This is a genomic window from Marinicella marina, from assembly GCF_030065545.1.
GTDB classification, from domain to species: domain Bacteria; phylum Pseudomonadota; class Gammaproteobacteria; order Xanthomonadales; family Marinicellaceae; genus Marinicella; species Marinicella marina.
In genome coordinates this window covers 71574-91191 of sequence record NZ_JASJNC010000009.1, presented here as the reverse complement: position 1 = coordinate 91191, position 19618 = coordinate 71574, and the positions used below count along the sequence as shown (strand labels likewise).

The 19618-nt window shown below is 42.1% G+C and carries 21 protein-coding genes; 2 read left to right on the top strand and 19 right to left on the bottom strand.

What is annotated here, in order from left to right:
* Positions 1–7: 7 nt before the first annotated feature.
* Both QNI24_RS13820 and QNI24_RS13815 read left to right on the top strand, forming a co-directional pair.
* Positions 8–580, top strand: coding sequence for a sigma-70 family RNA polymerase sigma factor (locus QNI24_RS13820; RefSeq protein ID WP_267177484.1), 573 nt, complete (start codon positions 8–10; stop codon positions 578–580).
* Positions 577–1365 carry a hypothetical protein gene (locus tag QNI24_RS13815; protein WP_267177485.1) on the top strand — a complete coding sequence of 263 codons (789 nt, stop codon included), beginning with the start codon at positions 577–579 and terminating at the stop codon, positions 1363–1365. The genes QNI24_RS13820 and QNI24_RS13815 overlap by 4 nt, the downstream gene beginning before the upstream one ends.
* On the opposite strand, the gene QNI24_RS13810 is transcribed toward QNI24_RS13815, so the two are convergent.
* The 19 genes from QNI24_RS13810 to pabC all read right to left on the bottom strand — a co-directional run bounded on the left by QNI24_RS13810 (position 1362) and on the right by pabC (position 19616).
* Positions 1362–2255 (bottom strand): hydroxymethylglutaryl-CoA lyase, encoded by an 894-nt coding sequence (locus QNI24_RS13810; RefSeq protein WP_267177486.1) that lies wholly within the window; start codon positions 2253–2255, stop codon positions 1362–1364. The genes QNI24_RS13815 and QNI24_RS13810 overlap by 4 nt on opposite strands.
* The gene (locus tag QNI24_RS13805) at positions 2252–4141 is read right to left on the bottom strand and encodes an acetyl/propionyl/methylcrotonyl-CoA carboxylase subunit alpha (RefSeq protein WP_267177487.1); all 1890 of its coding nucleotides are present in this window, start codon (positions 4139–4141) and stop codon (positions 2252–2254) included. Before QNI24_RS13805 ends, QNI24_RS13810 begins: the two co-directional genes overlap by 4 nt.
* Before the next feature lie 82 nt (positions 4142–4223).
* Positions 4224–4883 carry a DNA repair protein RecO gene (gene recO / locus QNI24_RS13800; RefSeq protein ID WP_267177488.1) on the bottom strand — a complete coding sequence of 220 codons (660 nt, stop codon included), beginning with the start codon at positions 4881–4883 and terminating at the stop codon, positions 4224–4226.
* A 14-nt stretch (positions 4884–4897) separates the two neighbouring features.
* Positions 4898–5821 carry a GTPase Era gene (gene era / locus QNI24_RS13795; protein WP_267177489.1) on the bottom strand — a complete coding sequence of 308 codons (924 nt, stop codon included), beginning with the start codon at positions 5819–5821 and terminating at the stop codon, positions 4898–4900.
* Positions 5818–6477, bottom strand: coding sequence for a ribonuclease III (gene rnc, locus QNI24_RS13790; RefSeq protein ID WP_267177490.1), 660 nt, complete (start codon positions 6475–6477; stop codon positions 5818–5820). Before rnc ends, era begins: the two co-directional genes overlap by 4 nt.
* A gap of 11 nt (positions 6478–6488) precedes the next feature.
* Positions 6489–6845, bottom strand: coding sequence for a DUF4845 domain-containing protein (locus tag QNI24_RS13785; RefSeq protein WP_267177491.1), 357 nt, complete (start codon positions 6843–6845; stop codon positions 6489–6491).
* Between the two features lie 73 nt (positions 6846–6918).
* Positions 6919–7734 carry a signal peptidase I gene (gene lepB, locus QNI24_RS13780; RefSeq protein ID WP_267177492.1) on the bottom strand — a complete coding sequence of 272 codons (816 nt, stop codon included), beginning with the start codon at positions 7732–7734 and terminating at the stop codon, positions 6919–6921.
* Positions 7735–7747: 13 nt separating this feature from the next.
* Positions 7748–9532 (bottom strand): translation elongation factor 4, encoded by a 1785-nt coding sequence (gene lepA / locus QNI24_RS13775; RefSeq protein WP_267177493.1) that lies wholly within the window; start codon positions 9530–9532, stop codon positions 7748–7750.
* A gap of 101 nt (positions 9533–9633) precedes the next feature.
* The gene (locus QNI24_RS13770; RefSeq protein ID WP_267177494.1) at positions 9634–10995 is read right to left on the bottom strand and encodes a Do family serine endopeptidase; all 1362 of its coding nucleotides are present in this window, start codon (positions 10993–10995) and stop codon (positions 9634–9636) included.
* 83 nt (positions 10996–11078) lie between these two features.
* Positions 11079–11543, bottom strand: a complete 465-nt coding sequence (locus tag QNI24_RS13765; protein ID WP_267177495.1) for a SoxR reducing system RseC family protein — start codon at positions 11541–11543, stop codon at positions 11079–11081.
* Positions 11540–12133 (bottom strand): sigma-E factor negative regulatory protein, encoded by a 594-nt coding sequence (locus QNI24_RS13760; protein ID WP_267177496.1) that lies wholly within the window; start codon positions 12131–12133, stop codon positions 11540–11542. Before QNI24_RS13760 ends, QNI24_RS13765 begins: the two co-directional genes overlap by 4 nt.
* Positions 12123–12752, bottom strand: a complete 630-nt coding sequence (gene rpoE / locus QNI24_RS13755) for an RNA polymerase sigma factor RpoE (RefSeq protein ID WP_410174836.1) — start codon at positions 12750–12752, stop codon at positions 12123–12125. Before rpoE ends, QNI24_RS13760 begins: the two co-directional genes overlap by 11 nt.
* A gap of 48 nt (positions 12753–12800) precedes the next feature.
* Positions 12801–15353, bottom strand: a complete 2553-nt coding sequence (locus tag QNI24_RS13750; RefSeq protein ID WP_267177497.1) for a putative bifunctional diguanylate cyclase/phosphodiesterase — start codon at positions 15351–15353, stop codon at positions 12801–12803.
* On the bottom strand, positions 15340–15834 hold the full coding sequence (locus tag QNI24_RS13745; protein ID WP_267177498.1) for a hypothetical protein: 495 nt from the start codon (positions 15832–15834) through the stop codon (positions 15340–15342). The genes QNI24_RS13750 and QNI24_RS13745 overlap by 14 nt, the downstream gene beginning before the upstream one ends.
* Before the next feature lies 1 nt (position 15835).
* A complete protein-coding gene (locus QNI24_RS13740; protein ID WP_267177499.1) occupies positions 15836–16192 on the bottom strand; it encodes a PilZ domain-containing protein in 357 nt (118 codons plus the stop codon).
* A gap of 2 nt (positions 16193–16194) precedes the next feature.
* Positions 16195–17163: a hypothetical protein gene (locus QNI24_RS13735; RefSeq protein WP_267177500.1), complete on the bottom strand. Its 969-nt coding sequence runs from the start codon at positions 17161–17163 to the stop codon at positions 16195–16197.
* Positions 17160–17795, bottom strand: a complete 636-nt coding sequence (gene tmk / locus QNI24_RS13730; RefSeq protein ID WP_267177501.1) for a dTMP kinase — start codon at positions 17793–17795, stop codon at positions 17160–17162. Before tmk ends, QNI24_RS13735 begins: the two co-directional genes overlap by 4 nt.
* Entirely contained in the window at positions 17788–18801 is a 1014-nt protein-coding gene (mltG, locus tag QNI24_RS13725; protein ID WP_267177502.1) for an endolytic transglycosylase MltG, read from the bottom strand. Before mltG ends, tmk begins: the two co-directional genes overlap by 8 nt.
* Positions 18801–19616, bottom strand: a complete 816-nt coding sequence (gene pabC / locus QNI24_RS13720; RefSeq protein WP_267177503.1) for an aminodeoxychorismate lyase — start codon at positions 19614–19616, stop codon at positions 18801–18803. Before pabC ends, mltG begins: the two co-directional genes overlap by 1 nt.
* Positions 19617–19618: the final 2 nt, after the last annotated feature.

Here is a 19618-nt window from a genome sequence, read left to right as displayed (position 1 = left end):
TGATGGTATGTTAGATCAACTCAATGATGAACAACTGATGTCAACCTTCAAGCAAAAGCATGACATCAACAACCAACGGGCCTTTGAAATGCTGTATGCCAGGCACAAAGGCCCGTTCTATCGCTTCATTACAAAATCCATCAACAACGAACAAGACGCCCACGAACTGTATCAAGAGCTTTGGTTCAAGATCATTAACAACAAAGATAAATTCAATGAACAGCAGAAGTTCACCACTTGGGCCTACACCATTGCCAGGCGGCTGTTGATTGACCAATTCAGAAAAACCGGACGAATGGCTGAGTTGAGCCGCTTGGATAACTCGGAGCCCGATGAATTGGCTGATACTGGTTTGCCATCACCTGAGAATGAATTCACCGCAAAACAAATGTCGAGGCAGTTAAATCAAACCATCAGTCAACTACCACACAGCCAACGGCATGCCTTCTTGTTAAAATGCGACGGTGAATTGAGCATCAAAGAAATTGCTGAAATTACCCAACAACCTCACGAGAAAGTTAAAAGCCAATACCGCTATGCGGTGAACAAAATTAAACTGGCCTTGGAGCACTTCAAATGAATAACGAAAATGAAGACCAAAGAATCACTGATTTACTGCGTGCTGACAACGAGCAACCACCCAAGGCCCTAGATGATGCCATCCTTAAATACGCCAAATCCAGCCAAACTGAAAATCAAAACGTTGAGGCTAAAAATAAAAAACGTGATTGGAAACCCTGGCTGGCAGCTGCTTCAGTGGTTTTGGTGATGCCACTGTTGTGGCTGATGAGTCAAAACGAATCTTTAATTCAGTCTAAAGAAACCTCAGTTATGCCACAGGCAGCACCACAACCCAGTGCCAAAAGCATGGGTACACCAGCGCTTGAACAACGCAATGAGCAAAGGTTTGAACAAGCGCTTGAGTCGGCCCATGCTGACTTTGTAGATGACGAGCAAGAGCAACTGAACGAGGAAGATAAAATCACCGTCTCCGGCAGCCGCATCAAATCCGCGCTTGATGAAGCCCAAGCGGAACCAGCTGCCTATATAGACCAATTTGAGCAAGTAATGGAGGTCGAAAGCCAACGCTCTATAACCGGCAGAATGATTGACCATGAATCAGTTGAGGCCAATAAAGCATTACTTAAGGACGAGTTAAAAGCCAAAAAACGAACCATCAAACCCAGCAATATGGACCCGTTGATGGCCTTAGAATATGCTCAGTTTGGCCGTTATTTAGAACAAGGCCAGTTTGATTTAGCCGACCAACTGCTGACTGAAATGCAAGAAAACTGGCCAGATTTCGATTATGAGGACATGATTTACCGGTTGGCGATTGCTGAGGCCAACAACAGTGAATCTTAACCAATTGCCAGCGCCACTTGACTGTTTGGCTGGCGACCCAGAACCTCAGATATGCGTTGACCGGCTTTGACCAGCTGTGCCAAATCAATGCCCGTTTCGATGCCCATCCCATTAAGCATATAGACCACATTTTCGGTGCTGACATTACCCGTTGCGCCCTTGGCATAGGGACAACCACCAATGCCAGCCACCGATGCATCAACCACCGACGCACCAAGTTCTAGACAAGCTTGGATGTTGGCCAGGGCCTGGCCATAAGTGTCATGAAAATGTAAGGCCAGTTGATCCATAGGCACCAAATCAGCACACAAGCCCAGCATCTTTTGCGCATTCAGTGGGGTGCCCGTTCCAATGGTGTCACCCAAGGACACTTCAAAACACCCCATTTGATGCAGTTTATGCGTCACCTCTGCCACCACTTTTGGATCAATCGCTCCTTCATACGGACAGCCCAAGACACAGGACACATAACCGCGTACTTTGATGTTGTGGGCATGGGCTTTTTCCATCACTGGTGCAAAACGCTCAAATGATTCAGCGATGCTGCAATTGATGTTTTTTTGATTGAATGTCTCTGATGCTGCAGTGAATACGGCCACTTCTTCGATACCTGCCTCAATGGCCGCATCCAAGCCTTTTAAATTAGGGGTCAGTGCCGAATGATGCACCCCCTCTTCCTTGACTAAACCAGCACAAACAGCTTTGGCATCGTCCAATTGTGGCACCCATTTGGGTGAGACAAATCCGGCTACTTCAATGTGTTTAACACCCGCCAGTTGTAAATCATTGATCAGCTGCAGCTTATCGCTGACATCAATGACTTGTTTTTCATTTTGCAGCCCATCTCTGGGTGATACCTCAACAATTTTGACTCTGGTGGGGTAGTTCATGACGCTTCCAGTTCAACCAAAACAGCATCGGCTATGACTTGATCACCCGATACCACAGGCACCTCAGCAATGACTGCATCACGTTCAGCTTTAAGCTCAAGTTCCATTTTCATCGCTTCCATCACCACCAAAGTTTGTCCCAGCTTAACTGGGTCGCCAACAGCGATTTTAACGTCTATGATCTTTCCTGGCATGGGTGCATAAATGGCATTGGCATTGGATGCCGATGCTTGCGCCTCATGATCAGGCAATGAAAATTCATAGCGCAATTGCTGGTGCACTACCTGCACCTGATTGCGGTGGACATGACAAATGTCATCTGCATGAATGACACAATGAGATTGCTCATTGACCACATACCCTTCGGCCTCTTGCCTGATCAGATATTCAAATTCATCACCTTGGTATTCAAGGGTTATTTTCAAGGGTTCTGTGCCTTGTAAACGCCAGCCATCAGCCATTTCCCAGGCAGTACCATTGCCTTGTTGCAACATATGATTTGCATAAACAGCCACCACCTCAGGTGACAACTGCATGGATAAATCAATCTCGTCATTATCAAGACTGTTGGTGAAAATTTGGTGCTTTTTAAATGCTTTTGCTGCCAATATTTGAGACAGAAATCCAACATTGGTTTTGACCCCAAAAATGGCGCTTTTATTCAGCACTTCTTGCATCTTCTGGATGCATTTTTTTCGATCTTTGGCCCAAACCACCAATTTTGCAATCATCGGATCATAATGAATCGTAACTGAATCACTGGTGCGCACGCCAGAATCCACCAAAGTATGCTCGCCCTGGTGCAAAGTGACTTGTTCTAGTAAGCCAGTTGAAGGTAAATAGTTGTTTTGTGGGTCCTCGGCATACAATCGAACTTGGATGGCATGACCAGTTTCATGTATTTTATGTTGTTTCTTCGGTAATTTACCGCCATCAGCCACGTGGATTTGCCAGGCAACCAAATCGACCCCAGTGATTAACTCAGAGACCCGGTGTTCAACTTGTAAGCGGGTATTCATCTCCATAAAATAGAATGAGTCATCTCCATCCATGATGAATTCAATGGTACCCGCCCCTTCATAATCGATGGCTTGAGTGGCTTTGATTGCCGCATTCAACATGTCTGTTCGAGTGGCGTCGCTGAGCCCAGCCGCTGGCGCTTCCTCTATTATTTTTTGGTACCTACGCTGGGTTGAACAATCACGTTCAAACAGATGAACCACATTGCCATGTTGATCAGCGAAGACCTGAACCTCGATGTGCTTCGGTTTGGTGATGTATTTTTCTAAAATAACTTGATCATCGCCAAAGGCATTCATAGCTTCACGCTTGGCAGAATCAAGTTGGGTCAGAAAATCTGCTTTTTCATGGACGATTTTCATGCCTTTACCGCCGCCACCAGCCACTGCTTTAATTAAAACAGGAAAACCGATTTCGCTGGCTGCATGTGCCAACACTTTGGGATCTTGATCTTCTTCTTGGTAGCCTGGAACACAAGGTACACCCGCTTTTATCATGGTTTGTTTAGCAGCGGATTTTGAACCCATCAAACGCAAAGCATCTGCAGGGGCACCAATGAATTTAATTCCCTCCTCAGCCAATGCAGTAGCGAAGCTTGCTCGTTCTGATAAAAATCCGTAGCCGGGGTGAACCGCATCGGCATCTGTATGTTTCGCTGCTGCAATGATTTTATCAATATTCAGGTAAGAGTCCGCCAAATCGGTATTTCCTAAATGAACTGATTCGTCTGCCATGTCAACGTGTTTCGCATTTCGATCAGCATCGGCAAAAACCGCAACCGTCTTGATACCAAGCTGGCGACAAGTTTGGATGATACGAACAGCAATTTCGCCGCGATTGGCGATCAGAATTTTTTTAATTGACATGAGATCAGTGCGCTGGATAAAGCCGAATATTATAACCCAAGAACTGACAAAGTCATTATGCGCGAAGCAATCGACTAAGGGCTTATTTTAACAACAAGCGACTTTGAATGGTTTTACCATTGACCAAATGATTGACCACTGCCCGCATCAATCGGTTCATAGCCCTTAATTGTTCATTATCAATTGTTTGATTAGCCAAAAAGTCAGTGATGGTTTGTTGGCTGCACCCTTGTTTGCCACGTGTGACTTGCAGACCCAATGATGGATCAAAAGTGATTAAATCAGAAGCTACAGATTGATTCGGCAAGGATAATTCATAGCCTTGGACGCCGCTGAGAAACCATTCAAATTTACGCAATATCAAACTGACTTGACCCTTGGCTTTCAATTGAGCAATGGTCTGCGCATAAACCGGATAAATGACCTCGCAGGCTTCCTGGTCAAGGTTCAACAACAGCAATAACTCGTTGCAGTACAGCATGGAAACATGGTTGAGATAGGCACAGGGTGCATTGATACCTGTTTGTTCTGCATTGGTTAAAGTTTTGAGACCAGATTTACCTGACAAGGTAATGGCACAAGGTATGAATGGTTGTAATTGACCTTTGAGTTTTGATTTTGGATTGCGGCTGCCTTTGGCCACAGCATCGACCAGGCCATGATGAGCAGTCAAGCATTTGATTAATTCACTGCTGTCTTTGTAAGCCCTTTTATGAAGAATATAGCATGCGTCGGATAGCATTGACTCAATCAATATCAGTCTTTGAACTCATCGGTGTAGCCCAATGATTCAATGGCTCTGATGTCATCGGTCCATGATGATTTCACTTTGACCCAGAGTTTCAAATTCACTTTTTGTTCAATGAATTGTTCAATTTCGCGCCTGGCATTGATACCAATTTGTTTGATGGCCTCACCTTTGCTACCTATGATGATGCGTTTTTGATTATTCCTCTCGACCCAGATGTTGGCATGTATGTGGTGCATATTACCTTTCACTTCATAGGCTTCGATGTTAACAGTGACGCTGTAAGGCAACTCTTGATGAAAACGTTCCATCAACTGTTCTCTGATTAATTCAGTGATGAAAAATCGGGTTGAACGATCTGACACTTGGTCTTCATCAAAAATGGGTGGCCCCTCTGGTAATAATTGATGAATGGCACGCAACAAGGGATCAATGTGTTTATTTTTCAACGCACTGATGTAGTGCACCCCATCAAGCTGAAACTCACCCATGATTTTTTCCACAAATGGAATCATCTGTTGTTTATCTTTTACTTTGTCTACCTTGTTAACTACCAGAATTTTTTTAGCCGATGACTGGGCCATGACTTTGGCAGCACGCAAGTCTTCATCGGTCCATTTAAGCGCCTCTACCAAAAACAAAACGGCATCAACACCATGCGATGAGGACTGTGCAGTCTGGTTCAAGTGCTTATTTAATGCAGTGCCTTTTTGATTGTGTATGCCAGGTGTATCAATGAAGACAATTTGTGCGTTAGGTGTCGAATGAATCGCTAAAATTTGGTGCCTTGTGGTCTGTGGCTTATGAGAAACAATAGATAACTTCTGCTGTAGTATTTGATTAATCAGCGTAGATTTGCCTACGTTGGGTCTGCCAATGACTGCCACATACCCCGATTTATAAGGTGCTTGGTTGGTGTTTGAGGTATTCATACTGATCGTAAGGCTGTTATCATTTTGTTGGCCGCTGATTGTTCTGCTTTTTTTATGGAGCCACCAGTTGACTCAATTTGTAATTCCAGTTCTTCAACCTGACAAACCACTTTAAACCGCGTTTCATTCTTCACTTCGAAAGATTCTAACAGTTTGTAGTTTGGGGTGTTGTAACCTTGTTGTTGAAGTATTTCTTGTAGTTCTGACTTGGCGTCTTTTTTGATGATACTGGGATCAATTTTTTCTAACCAAGGTTGCATGACTTCAGCAATGAATTGATCGGCAATGGCATAACCCTGATCCAGTAAAACAGCACCAAAAACAGCTTCAACTGCATCGGCCAGTACCGATGATTTATTCACCCCACCCGATTTAATCTCACCGGCGCCCAACTTAATCATAGGGCCCAGTTCATAAAATCTGGCCACTTCTGCCAACGTTTTGCCTTTGACAATTTGTGATCGCAGCCGCGACAGTTCACCTTCGGTTAAATTTTGAAATTTGCGGTAGAGGTAATTAGAAACAACCAGAGAAAGAACCGAATCACCCAAAAATTCCAGTCTTTCATTGTTGGTTTTGCCCACACTTCTGTGGGTCAATGCTTGCTGCACCAAACTGGCATCTTGCCAGTTGATGCTTTGTCCGAGTATTTTCAATTAGCTAATATTTATAACGACACGCTTTCTTCGAAAGTCATTTTAAAAGACAAATTGGCCATGAATGGTTTCTCGACCACGTACTTGACTTGTAATTCACGCCCGTTACCACGCACGACTTTGAAGTCTGCAGGTTTAACTTGATCAATGTAACTGATGTAGAGTAATTTTGATATTCTGCTTTTGATTTCACCAGGTGATTTATTACCACCTTCATCAGCTACAGTCTTCATGGCTTTCACAACTGACATATGATCCATATAAACAGGCGCTATTTGCATACCTGCATAGAATAAAAAGCCCAATACGCCCAATACAAATACAAACCCTATCAGCGTTATACCCTGTGCTTTTTTTAATGATTTCATGGTTTTACCTCAATTTTTTAAATCTTTTCGATGTAAAGTTATACAATTATTATGATTTGCTGACAAAACAATGTCAATCAATCTTGGTGCCAATTCTTTTTAAACCCTCGAAGAAATGAGGGATGCGCCAATGCATCCAAATGAATTGTGCTTTACCAACCATGTTTCGCTCAGGAACAAATCCCCAAACACGGCTGTCAGAGGAGTTATCACGGTTATCCCCCATCACAAAATAATGCCCTTCAGGTACCTTGACTCTTGAAAACCTGAATGGTTGTCCGGTCATACGGCCATTGACCGTCAACATTTGATGTCCTTCGCCATTTAGAAACTCTGTTTTTTCTATGATATTAGAGCGAGCAATGCGCTCATCTGCCATACCATCCAAAAATCCCTCGTATTGGCCCACTACTTCTTGATCAATCGCTTCACCGTTGATGTAAACTTTCTTTCTAGAAGTGTCATAGTAAACTTCCTCGCCTGGCAATCCAACGACCCTCTTGATGTAGTCTTGTTTTTGGTTGGGAGGAAATCTAAACACCACCACATCCCCTCGCTCTGGTTTACCCACTTCAATGAAGGTATCATGCAGCACCGGCAATTTCAGTCCATAAGAGTATTTATTGACGTAAATGAAATCACCCGTCAACAAAGTTGGCATCATAGATTCTGATGGAATTCTGAATGGTTCGAAAACAAAGGTCCTGACCAGCAGCACAAAAATAAATACCGGAAAAAAAGAATAACCAAATGAAATCAGTGAAGTCATGAATGATTTTTCCTTGGGTTCTTGTCCTTTGTATTTGAACTTTCCAATCAACCAACAAACCAATGTAATGGCGCTGGCCAATGTCAAAAAAGCCTCAAAATCAAAATGTATTTCGTTCACTGTCTGTTATCCTCTAATTATCTACTTTCAGCACGGCTAAAAACGCTTCTTGTGGCACTTCTACTCGGCCTATTTGTTTCATGCGTTTTTTCCCTGCTTTTTGCTTTTCCAGCAATTTTTTCTTACGACTGGCATCACCACCATAACATTTTGCGGTGACATTTTTACGCAGTGCTTTGACCGTGGTTCTGGCAATAATCTGTGAACCAATGGCAGCCTGAATGGCCACATCAAACATCTGTCTGGGTATCAACTCTTTGAGTCTTTCAGTTAAATCCCTGCCCCTGCGTTGGGCATTTTCACGGTGTGTTAAAACTGATAGTGCATCCACCCGCTCTCCATTGATCAATACATCCAGTCTGATAAAGGGACCTGCTTCATAATGACTGAATTCATATTCAAACGAAGCATAGCCACGACTGACTGATTTGAGTCGATCAAAAAAGTCCAACACCACTTCACTTAAAGGTAAGTCAAAGGTTAATTGGACTTGATTACCCAAGTATTGCATGTTCTTTTGAGTGCCACGTTTCTCGATGCATAAACTGATAACAGGACCAACATAATCTTGCGGCAGGAGAATATTAGCGGTGATGATTGGCTCTCTGATTTCATCAAAAATTTCAGGCAAATCTGCAGGGTTGTCCAACATCACTTGTTGGCCTTTTCTGTCAATCATTTCATAGACAACAGTTGGCGCAGTAGTAACCAAGTCAATATCAAATTCTCTTTCTATGCGTTCCTGTATGACTTCCATATGTAGCATACCCAAAAAGCCACACCTGAAGCCAAAACCCAATGCTGTGGATGACTCTGGCTCAAAGGTCAATGAGGCATCGTTTAAGCGTAATTTTTCTAGAGCCTCTCGTAAATCTTGGTAATCATCGGCCGAGGTTGGAAACAAACCAGCAAACACCCGAGGTTGGGATTCCATAAATCCTGCCAAAGGCTCCTCTGCAGGGTTTTGCGTTAAAGTGATGGTGTCACCCACTGGTGCACCATGTACGTCTTTGATTGAAGCAGTTAAATAGCCCACTTCACCGCATTTAAGTTCAGTACCTGGGGTTCTTTTCGGGGTGAATTTGCCTAAGCCCTCGCACAATTGATCGGTTTTTAAAGACATGATTTGGACTTTGTCTTTGACTTTCAATTGTCCATTAAAAACGCGAATCAAAGACACCACTCCCAAATAGTTATCGAACCAAGAATCAATAATAGACGCTTGCAGGGGTGCTTCTGGATCCCCTTCAGGTGCCGGTATTAAATCAGCTATGGCCTCTAGTACGGTGTCAATGCCTTGGCCAGTTTTGGCTGAAACCAACAAGGCATCACTGGCATCAATGCCAATGATTTCTTCAATTTCTTGTTTGACCCGCTCGATGTCTGCTGAAGGCAGGTCAATTTTATTAATGACAGGAATCACTTCCAAACCCATCTCAATGGCTGTGTAACAGTTGGCCACCGATTGTGCCTCTACACCCTGTGCCGCATCTACCACCAAAAGTGCACCTTCACAGGCTGCTAGGGATCTAGAAACTTCGTATGAAAAGTCCACATGGCCTGGGGTGTCAATCAAATTATACTGATACACTTCACCATCCTTAGATTTATACTCCAAACAAACCGCTTGTGACTTGATGGTAATGCCTCTTTCCCTTTCAATGTCCATGCTGTCTAACACTTGTTTATCCATTTCACGTTCAGTCAAACCGCCACAAATTTGAATGAATCTGTCAGCCAATGTGGACTTGCCATGATCGATATGGGCAATGATGGAAAAATTACGGATGTTTTTCATTAAAATAAATTCGGGTCTCTGTAGCAATCAGTTTATGGGCGGCCAAAACAACAAATCCCATGAAGTTCATGGGATTTGCCGATATTTTATACTGTTAGGGGTTAGCGTTCAATCACTATAAAGGTATTACCACCTCCTCGGCTCACTAACAGCACCAAAGGTTCATCCTCATCAAGTTCATCTATGGCATCACTGAAATCAGATAAATCACTGACATCTGCTTTTTTACCAATTCTCTTAATCACATCCCCAACCCTTAAATTGGCTCGCTCTACATCTTTATCGGTGATATCTGTCACGATAACACCTGAGTTTTCCCCAGTCCTTTCTTTATCTTGTTCAGAAAGTTTGCTGACTGAAAAACCTATACCAGCGGCCACTTCATCATCATTGTTGCTGTTTGAGTTAGCCTGTAAATCATCGCTTAATGCATCCAGTTTGGCTGTCAATGTTTTTACTTTGCCATCCCGAAAAACCTGCAAGGCAACATCAGTATCAGGCATCACACGACCAACAACCGGCGGTAAGGATTGGCTGGTTTTAATTGAAGAGCCATCAAAACTGATGATCACATCACCAATTTCTATGCCGGCTTTTTCTGCGGAAGATCCAGGTGAAACTTGATTAACTAAGGCGCCCATTGGTTTTTCCATGCCTAAATAATCAGCCATGGCTTGATTGACATTACCGATACCTACACCTAAAAGTCCACGTTTAACTGTGCCATTTTTTTGTAGTTGTTCAGCCACGTTCATGGCCACATCAATCGGTACTGAGAAAGAGATACCCATGTATCCACCCGTGCTGGAAAAAATCAACGTATTGATACCCACCACTTCCCCGTCTAAGTTGATTAATGGGCCACCAGAGTTTCCTCTGTTGATGGGCACATCAGACTGAATAAATGGCACATATTGCTGGTTACCAATGGCACGGCCTTTGGCGCTGACTATGCCTTTGGTTACAGTGTTTTCAAAGCTTAATGGGGAACCAATCGCCATCACCCATTCACCGATTTTTAGGTCTTCGGCAGAGCCAATGGCCAATTTAGGCAGGTTTTCCCCATCAATTTTTAATACCGCGATGTCGCTGGCCTCATCTTCACCAATTAACTCGGCTTCGTACTCACGGCGATCAAGCAAAGTCACAGTAATTTTGTCAGCACCATCAATCACGTGTCTGTTGGTTAAAATCAGACCATCAGCAGAAATGATAAAGCCTGAACCACCGGAGACTCGATCACGGTTTTGTGGCTGATTAGGGATACCAAAAAACCTGAATAATTCCTCGTTTGGTTGTTGTGCATTGGTTTCATTTTCTTCGGCGTTATCACGCGCGACAATGTTGACCACTGCTGGACCGGTAGTTTCTGCCAATTGGGTGAAATCTGGCAAGCTCATTTGTTTCGCCAAGCCAATGCCACTGAACGTTGCCAGAATGGCGATAATAAATAGTTTTCTCATTGTAAACTCCATGCTATTTGTGGATAGTCAAAAATTGTACTACTTAGCCATAGACTATAGATTTAGGGCGAAGTGCCAATGAATTATAAAATCGTGACTTTTGGCCTAAATTTCAAGTGTTTGGCATTAAATTTTTCACGCAACAACATGAACGACATCGCCAAGCCAATAAACAGACCTAACAAAGCAGTGAAATCGCTTGAAAGGTGCCACAGCGAAGCCAAGTAATGACCAGCGGAGATACCCAGCAAACAGAAAAGTAATGGCAACAGATACAACCACAAACTCGAAAACATCAAATCATTTTGATTGATGTTGATGCTAACCAATTGTTCTAGTTTGAGTTCATCATTGATTAGGTTTTGCGGGTCATGTAGATCATAACGTTGGTTTTTTTTTGATAAGACAAATAGGTTTTTGCGCATCCCAAATAAATCAACCAGCGGTTTATTACAATTCACAGGACAACCCACACAACGTTCGGCCTGCATCAGTTTCACCACAATGGTGTGGCTGTTCTTAGCCACCACACTGCCTAATCGCTTCATTCCTCAGCAATGTTTTGTTGGGCTTTCTGACGCGTTTGAATGATGATCTTGTTGGCATACTCAGCATTATAATAAACAGGAATTTGTGGCTGGTTATTACTTTCTGTGAGATATGTTTGGATTTGTGGCGTCAACGAAGGATAACGTGTATACCTAACAGGTTGTTCCACCCTGACCATGGCAGCGTTTGGTGGGTTGACCAATTGTTCAGAGGTTTTGGCATAAATAGGTAGTGGCTCAACACCTGGGGTTACTTGATTTTGGTTGAAGGTAAAAACCGCAACAACCGCAACAGATGCTGCAATGGCGGCACCCGCCAAAGATTTAAGCCAGCCTGATTTATGGTTAGTTTCTACCGACTCTGTAAAATCAGCTTCCTTATTGAGTTGTCCGATTACCTGCGCACCCAAATTATGCATCACTGGCGCATCATGCTCTTGTTGTAGACAAGATCTCAACATGTGGTAGTTATTCCAACTGGACTGCAATGATTCATCCGACTGCATGCGCTTGATGAGGAAGCGACTGCAATCATTGGACAATTCACCATCCATTAATTCAGAAATATTTTGTTTTGACTTATCTGACATGTTGTTTTCTCGTACTTTGTTCTGACAATAATGGGCGCATGGCCTGATCTATGGCGTCTCGCGCTCTAAAAATTCGTGATCTTACTGTACCTATGGGACAGTCCATCTTTACAGCAATTTCTTCATAACTCAAACCATCAACTTCACGCAACACAATCGCTTGTTTGAGGTCTTCAGGCAGTTGTGAAATGGCTTTCGACATGGTTTGTTCTAACTCTCCACGCGAATAGACCGCATCAGGGGTGTCTAAGTTCCGATAATCTTCATTACTACCAAAAGATTCTGCATCTTCAAACTCGACTTGGGTGTTTTGTATGCGTCTGGATTTAGCCACCAAGTGATTTTTTGATGTGTTGACTGCAATTCGATATATCCAGGTGTAGAAAGAACTGTCACCTCTGAAGTTGGGTAACGCCCTGAATACTTTGATAAATACTTCTTGCGCCACATCTTGTATTTCATGGCGGTCTTTGATGAATTTAGCGATAACATTGGCCACTCGTTGTTGGTATCTATTAACTAACAATTCAAAAGCAGACATTTTTCCTGCCTTGGCCTGCGCTACCAGTTCAGCATCCAGCGTTTTTTCTGACATTTTATCTTTATCACTCGGATTCATTTGATGTGCCTGCTTGGACTGCGTGATGGGTGAAATAGTTCATCAGAATCAGTTATTTTTTAGAATTTCTGCTCTTTGCTGTAAAATTCGATGAATTTCTTTGGCCGGTAAAGGCCTACAAAATAGATAACCTTGAAAATAGTCACAGCCTTTTTGAGTCAAGTAAAGGCGCTGTTCTTCAGTTTCAACGCCCTCTGCCACAATGTCATGGCCGACGCGTTTGGCCATATCTATGGTGGCATCCAGGATGGCTTCATCATCTGGACTGAGACCGATGTTCTTAACAAAAACCTGATCAATTTTTAAAGTTTTTGCCGGTATTTTCCTTAAATAATCAAGTGTAGAATGACCCGTACCAAAATCGTCAATAGATAAGGTACAGCCTAGGTTAACAATCTTTTTAAACATCAAAAGGGCATCTTTAACACTTTTGAATTTTTCACTCTCTGTGATTTCAAAATCTAAATTACTGGGATAAATACCTGTATTATTAATGACTTCAGCAATCTTTTCGGTCAGTAATTTATCATTAAGTTGAACCGGAGAAAGGTTGACAGACATATTCAGTGGGATGTTGAACTCGTCTTGCCATTTTTTGAGCATCACACAGGATTTTTCAATCACCAACATACCAATGTCATTGATCAATTCTGATTGTTCAGCCAAAGGAATAAATAAACCTGGACTGATGATGCCTAAATCTGGATGTTCCCACCTGACCAGCGCCTCAAAGCCCATAATGTCTTCGGTGTTTGCATTTATTTTAGGCTGATAGTAAACATCGATTTCATCATTATTGATGGCATTCTGTAGATTTTTCACCATCTCTTCGTTTTGTTTGGTGTGATCGCCATCTAAATCAGTTTGATAGATGGTGAATCTGTTTTTGCCATTGAGTTTGGCATCATAAAGTGCAATGTCTGCATGTTTAATCAGCTTATTCACCCCTTGCCCATGATCAGGGTAAAAGGAGATGCCCAAACTGACTGTGAGGTTTATTTCACTGCCATTGTTGAGTTTTATCGGGTTGGCAATTGACTTCAGAATATCATTAGCAATTTGAATGGTTTTTTCTTTATCAACCTGACTGTTTAGCAAAATCAAAAATTCATCACCGGCATACCTTGATGCAACCCCATAGCCGTTTACGTGTTTTTTCAGAATTTTAGCGACATTAATCAACACATCATCGCCTACATCATGTCCCAATGAGTCATTGATTACTTTGAAGCGATCTAAATCTAAAAACATCACTGCTTTGAATTCGTCACTTTTTTCTATAGATTGCTCAATGGCTTTGACGATATAACGCCGATTTAATAAGTTGGTCAAAACATCATACTGACTCTCAGACTCATGAGAATGTTTCAACACCTTAAAGGCCATAGATTGCTTATAGTGCATTGAAAGCTGTTTAAACAGCAACTTAAGAGATTTCCACTTTTTGTTTTTTTGTATACAACCTGCAATCAACACAGCATCGTTCTTATCATCAACAAAACTGTCACAAACTATGAAAGAATCAACAGAGTAAAAGTTTAAAAAATCATCTCCAGGAATGGCTTTATAAGCGCCCTCATCAACACCATAAGTCTCTTCATGATTCACTTTGCGTAAAAGAAACTCATGGCTGGCAGTGATGAATTTTTGCGCATAATTATTCAGTGATGCATCCCACTGAATTTTTTTGTATTCATCTGCACGATTCTTGCCGATGATAAAACAAAAATCAACCCTGGCCCAACGCAACAACGATTTCATTTTGTCAAGATGCGTCTTATCATCAAAATTAAGTGCAGTCACTAATTCCAAGTAACGCAAATACTTCGCCTGGTATAATTGTTCTGTTTTGTCGTGCAGCTCAGCCAAGTAAACCGGCGTGTCAGCTATTGTGGTGTAGTTAATGTACAATTTAACTGCTTTTGCACCTTTACCAAAGTCAACATTTAAGTTCACATTCAAAAGGCCTTTTTCAGTCAGCTCTGATTTTAAGTGTAAAATATCGCTGCCTGGGTTGACCATGACAGTTTCGTACCAAACCTTGCCTTCCAAATCTGCTTCTTTTACTGCAAAGACATTCTTTAGTGCGTCATTGATGTGACTGATTTGATGTGAATTTACATCAATCAACATTTGTGACAGACCTGAAGGTTGAAAAATTTGACTGAGAAATAATTCTAGCTCATCACGAGGCGTTATTGTATTTTGTGAGGTTATCTCAAGATGCTCAAAAGCAACGTTCTTTGCAACCAATTCATGTTGCATCACTGGAGAAAAAAGTAAGTCATTGACTTGCGCATTTATTTCTTGAAACTGTTGTTGTTTCAAGCCAATTTGCGGTGACACCAGACCCACTAATTTGAGCGCAGGATGCGCCTCCTTTAACCTCATGATTTTTTGGTTGCTTTGCACCCAATCTTTAGAAATTTCAAATACCAAAACAGCATAGTCATCTTCACTGTTGAGCATTTGTTCCATTTGAGATAAATCTGATGCAGTAAAAATCTTGTCGGCATCCAGCTCATCAAAATAATTAAAAAACTGCAAACGGTCTTTTTTATCGCTACATGCGATCAGTATGGTTTTATTATGGAAGGTCATTGGCACTTACCCATTGCCCATCCCTGAGCACAAAGTTTCCATCTAAGCCCATGTTAAAAGTCACAATCTTGCCAAAATCCATAAAGTATTTGTGGTTTTTTTCTTTTGGTAAGATGAACATGAATTTAACCACACCATTCAATTCAGGGGTGTGTCTTGAAAAGAACAGTTTGGCATCCAGCCAAGCATCTTTACCATTGATGGGAAAAACAAAAACAGAGAAATGTTTTCGCTCTAAAGCGAACCTGATCGCTTCTTTGAATTCACCGGTCTTCGGTGCTGGTGGCTCGGTACTTTTCAGGTTTTGCAAACCCAATCCGTCGGTCCAAAGATAACAAGCCCAGCCAGTCCTTAAAGAAAGGGATTTGATGCTTTTGTCTAAGCCATCATTGGAGTTTTTGTGCACGTAAAGTGGTTGATTCGCACTCCTCAACTCATCTTCTAAATTAAGTAATTCATGACTGCTTAGAAATTCACTCATTTTACATGGTCAAAGTGGGGATTTCCTGTCCATTATATGGGGCCAAGATACTTTGTATTTTTGTTTTAATGACTTCCATATCAGAATCATCATTGAACTGAACACCTATCCCTTGTGACCGTCCACCCTGAGATCCTTTGGGCGTAATCCAAATCACTTTTCCAGTAATGGGCATGCGCTCATCCTCGTCCAGAGTTAAAATCATGAAAACATCATCACCAATTTGGTAGTTTTTGGTGGTTTTCACAAACAAGCCGCCATTGGATACAAAAGGCATGAATGATTGATGCAGTTCCGCAGCTCCTTGAATATTCAAAGATAAGATGCCTTTTTTTGCCATACCGCCTGCAAACGCCATAATTACCTCCCCGGGTTCAATTCTTTTTTAATTTCAATCAGCATTGACTCAATCAACAACTGACTCTTTATTTGAGTATTTAAGTTTAGCATAATAATTTGAACCAATTCAGCAATTTTTATAATAATATGAAAGACTTTGGGGCTGTTTTTAATTATTTGATTTAATGCATGTTGTAAATATTTATGGTTACTATCTTGTCGTAAATAAGACTTTCCCAACAGCATCAAATAACGCTGTAACAACTCCCACTGCTCTGTTGAATGCTCAGTTAGCTTTTTTGCAGCATTGGTCACTGAGGCTTTATCAACAACCGCTTGGGCAATCAAATCCAACATTTCATCCAATTCTTGCAAGTGGTTGTTAGCCAGCATTGTCATCGCAGATAATGGTTGAAAATCATTAAACAACAGGGCTTTATCCACTGCGTCAATATCACCATGTTGCTTTGCCAACCAAGGTTTCAACTGGCTTCTTTCTGCTTCATCAAGTGTCAGCTGCATATTGATACAGCGACTTCTGATGGTTGGCATCAGTTGGTGCTCTACTGAAGTCAAAAGAAATAGAATACCCCGACTGGGAGGTTCCTCTAACACTTTCAACAATGAATTAGCAGCTGCTATATTCATATTATCTGCATCGTTGATGACCGCAATTTTATAATTTGAACAATGTGGTGTCGCAGTAAAAAACTGAGTTAACTCTCTGATCATCTTAACTTTAATCAGCTCATTTTCAGGCTCAATGCGATTGATATCTGGGTGATGACCTTGTTTGAATAACAAACAATTCTGGCATTTTCCACAATGCCCCGCTTCTTCTCGACATACCAAATCAGCTAAAATCTGATTCAACAATACTTCTTTACCCAGTCCACTAGGACCACTGATAATCACTGCTTGCGGCTTGTGATTGGTTTGAATGGCACTTTGCCACTGTTCCAAGTATTTATCCAGCCAAAAATAGTTCATTGATTCAGCCCGTTTTTAAACGCTTGCATCACCGCAACGATATCGTTCTTAACTGCTGTCAGATTGGCGTTTGCATCAATTGATTTGATTCGATGGGGTTCAGCTTGCAACCGCTTCGCATAGCCTTTTTTGATGTTTTCAAAAAATGGCATCGCTTCTTTTTCAATCCGATCTTTCACCGATCTGTTAGCCGCTCGTTCCAGCCCGACTTGGGTATCAACGTCCATCAAGATGGTTAAGTCAGGTTGGGTTTCAGCCACAATCATCTGTTCCAGAAATTCAATGTTGCTCCACTCAATACCGCGACCATAGCCTTGGTAGGCATAACTGGCATCAACAAAGCGGTCAGAAACCACCCACTTACCGGCTGCCAACGCTGGTCTGATGACCTTAACTAAATGCTCATTTCTGGCAGCGAACATCAGCAACAATTCGGTCTTTGCATCCAAATGCTCACTGTGTAGCAGCAATTCTCTGATTTGTTCTGCATTGTATTCACCACCAGGTTCTCTGCTGGTGATATAAGGCACCTGCCAAGCATCAAGACATTCAGTTATCACATGCATGGCAGTTGTTTTACCCGCCCCCTCTGACCCTTCAAGGGTTACAAATTGAGCTTTTAAATCAGTCATTCAAACGCAACCCTTTAAGGTAATCAGCAACTGCTTTTTTGTGTTGTTCATAGTCCTCGCTGAATTTATGCCCACCTTTGTTGTTGGCCACAAAATACAACTCTTTGCCTAGGTTAGGGTGAGCAGCTGCTCTGATGGAGGCTGCACTTGCTGCCGCTATGGGGGTCGGCGGCAAACCAGCTCTTGTGTAAGTGTTATATGGTGTATCAGTTCTCAGGTGTGCCGAGGTGATATCCCCTGCATAGGCACTGCCAACGCCATAAATCACAGTAGGGTCTGTTTGCAGGCGCATGCCTTTTTTTAAGCGCCGATTAAAAACGCCTGAAATGACATTTCGTTCACTGCTTTTGGCAGTCTCTTTCTCGATGATTGATGCCAGTGTTAATAATTCATAAGGTGTTTTCAGCGCCAAGTCATTGGCACGCTGCTCCCAGGCTTCCTCAAGCACCACTTTAAGCGCTTCATGCGCCCTGCTCAAAACATCTAAATCAGTGTCATCTTTGACGAACTGGTAGGTTTCAGGTAAAAACTGACCTTCTAGGTTGCCAGTTTCTATACCCAGCTTGATCTTCAATTCAGCATCACTCAAGTCATGTAGTGTAGATTTCAGACTGCTGGTCAGAAAGGTTCTTTTGATTTCTCTCCATTGTTGGCCTTCAACTATCGTTATGCTGTAGGTTTTAACGTTATTTTCATCAATGTAAGTTACCAATTCACGTGGTGACATACTTGCGGTTATTTCAAATTCACCTGCTTTTATGCTGTTGTCTAATTGATTAAAGCGCGCCATTATTTTCCAGTTCAATTCGCTGCCTTGACCCCCTTTGGCATGAACCATTTGGACAAACTGACTGAAACCGGTACCTTTTTTTATCTCTAATACCACCGGCAATTGATTGAACACTGGCTGGATCAGAAATTGATTGTATTGGTAATACAAGTAAGAGCCGCTTACTATGCCAAGCAATAAAATCAAACACACAAAACTAAGGAACAATTTTTTCATCAAGAAAATAGATTTAACCAAACTCGACTTATATTATCTTGTATCGGATGCTCTGTGGCAAATGATATGTCGTTCTTTGCTGTTATGTTTTTAACCAAACCCACAGGCCTGAAACCTCGAACTGAATTACCAACCATCATGGCATCAAAAGCCATGAGCTCTGTGACTTTGATGTCTATTTTCCTGACTTTTTCCGCTGAGCTCAACCATGACAAAGCAACCCCTGCTACACCACAATGACTTAAATCAGGGGTAAACAGCTTATTGTCTTTTATCAGAACAATATTTTGATAAGTGGTCTCAATGATGTTACCAAGCCTATCCAAAACCAATAAATCATCACACCCAGGCTGATCATTCAATTCATCAGCCAACATGACTTGTTCAAGACGGCTTAGGTGTTTGATACCAGCCAATCGCTCTTGATGACTTAAATGATTATCAGCCACACCCAGCTGCATTGGCTCAGCAACATCATCAACCACCAGTGGCTCGACACTCAATACCCACTCATGGTCTTTTGTCAGGGGCTGGTAAGTGCGTTTTTGTGAGGCCCTGAAAACCACCAACTTCATCACCCAAGATTGTTGTCCAAGGTTTTTAATTGCAGCCAATGCTTGGTCTATCTCGATATCATTGAAGGCATTCAGCTTGAGTTTGACTAAACTGTGCTGTAGGCGCTGCATGTGCCATTGCAACAATGGTATCCTTCCCTCTTGCACACGCATGGTTTCAAACACACCATCACCATACTGCAAGGCCCGGTTAAACCACTGGCTGGGGTCTTTGGTATCGAATGAAGCGCTGATTATCACAA

Excerpts from the sequence above, each read along its gene's own strand:
- QNI24_RS13750 (WP_267177497.1), bottom strand. The coding sequence starts at position 15,353 with ATGACCTTCCATAATAAAACCATACTGATCGCATGTAGCGATAAAAAA.
- QNI24_RS13820 (WP_267177484.1), top strand. The coding sequence starts at position 8 with ATGTTAGATCAACTCAATGATGAACAACTGATGTCAACCTTCAAGCAA.
- lepA (WP_267177493.1), bottom strand. The coding sequence starts at position 9,532 with ATGAAAAACATCCGTAATTTTTCCATCATTGCCCATATCGATCATGGC.
- recO (WP_267177488.1), bottom strand. The coding sequence starts at position 4,883 with ATGCTATCCGACGCATGCTATATTCTTCATAAAAGGGCTTACAAAGAC.
- QNI24_RS13745 (WP_267177498.1), bottom strand. The coding sequence starts at position 15,834 with ATGAGTGAATTTCTAAGCAGTCATGAATTACTTAATTTAGAAGATGAG.
- QNI24_RS13810 (WP_267177486.1), bottom strand. The coding sequence starts at position 2,255 with ATGAACTACCCCACCAGAGTCAAAATTGTTGAGGTATCACCCAGAGAT.
- QNI24_RS13735 (WP_267177500.1), bottom strand. The coding sequence starts at position 17,163 with ATGAACTATTTTTGGCTGGATAAATACTTGGAACAGTGGCAAAGTGCC.
- QNI24_RS13785 (WP_267177491.1), bottom strand. The coding sequence starts at position 6,845 with ATGAAATCATTAAAAAAAGCACAGGGTATAACGCTGATAGGGTTTGTA.
- QNI24_RS13765 (WP_267177495.1), bottom strand. The coding sequence starts at position 11,543 with ATGAAGCGATTAGGCAGTGTGGTGGCTAAGAACAGCCACACCATTGTG.
- QNI24_RS13770 (WP_267177494.1), bottom strand. The coding sequence starts at position 10,995 with ATGAGAAAACTATTTATTATCGCCATTCTGGCAACGTTCAGTGGCATT.
- rpoE (WP_410174836.1), bottom strand. The coding sequence starts at position 12,752 with ATGAATCCGAGTGATAAAGATAAAATGTCAGAAAAAACGCTGGATGCT.
- QNI24_RS13740 (WP_267177499.1), bottom strand. The coding sequence starts at position 16,192 with ATGGCGTTTGCAGGCGGTATGGCAAAAAAAGGCATCTTATCTTTGAAT.
- mltG (WP_267177502.1), bottom strand. The coding sequence starts at position 18,801 with ATGAAAAAATTGTTCCTTAGTTTTGTGTGTTTGATTTTATTGCTTGGC.
- tmk (WP_267177501.1), bottom strand. The coding sequence starts at position 17,795 with ATGACTGATTTAAAAGCTCAATTTGTAACCCTTGAAGGGTCAGAGGGG.
- QNI24_RS13815 (WP_267177485.1), top strand. The coding sequence starts at position 577 with ATGAATAACGAAAATGAAGACCAAAGAATCACTGATTTACTGCGTGCT.
- era (WP_267177489.1), bottom strand. The coding sequence starts at position 5,821 with ATGAATACCTCAAACACCAACCAAGCACCTTATAAATCGGGGTATGTG.
- QNI24_RS13805 (WP_267177487.1), bottom strand. The coding sequence starts at position 4,141 with ATGTCAATTAAAAAAATTCTGATCGCCAATCGCGGCGAAATTGCTGTT.
- QNI24_RS13760 (WP_267177496.1), bottom strand. The coding sequence starts at position 12,133 with ATGTCAGATAAGTCAAAACAAAATATTTCTGAATTAATGGATGGTGAA.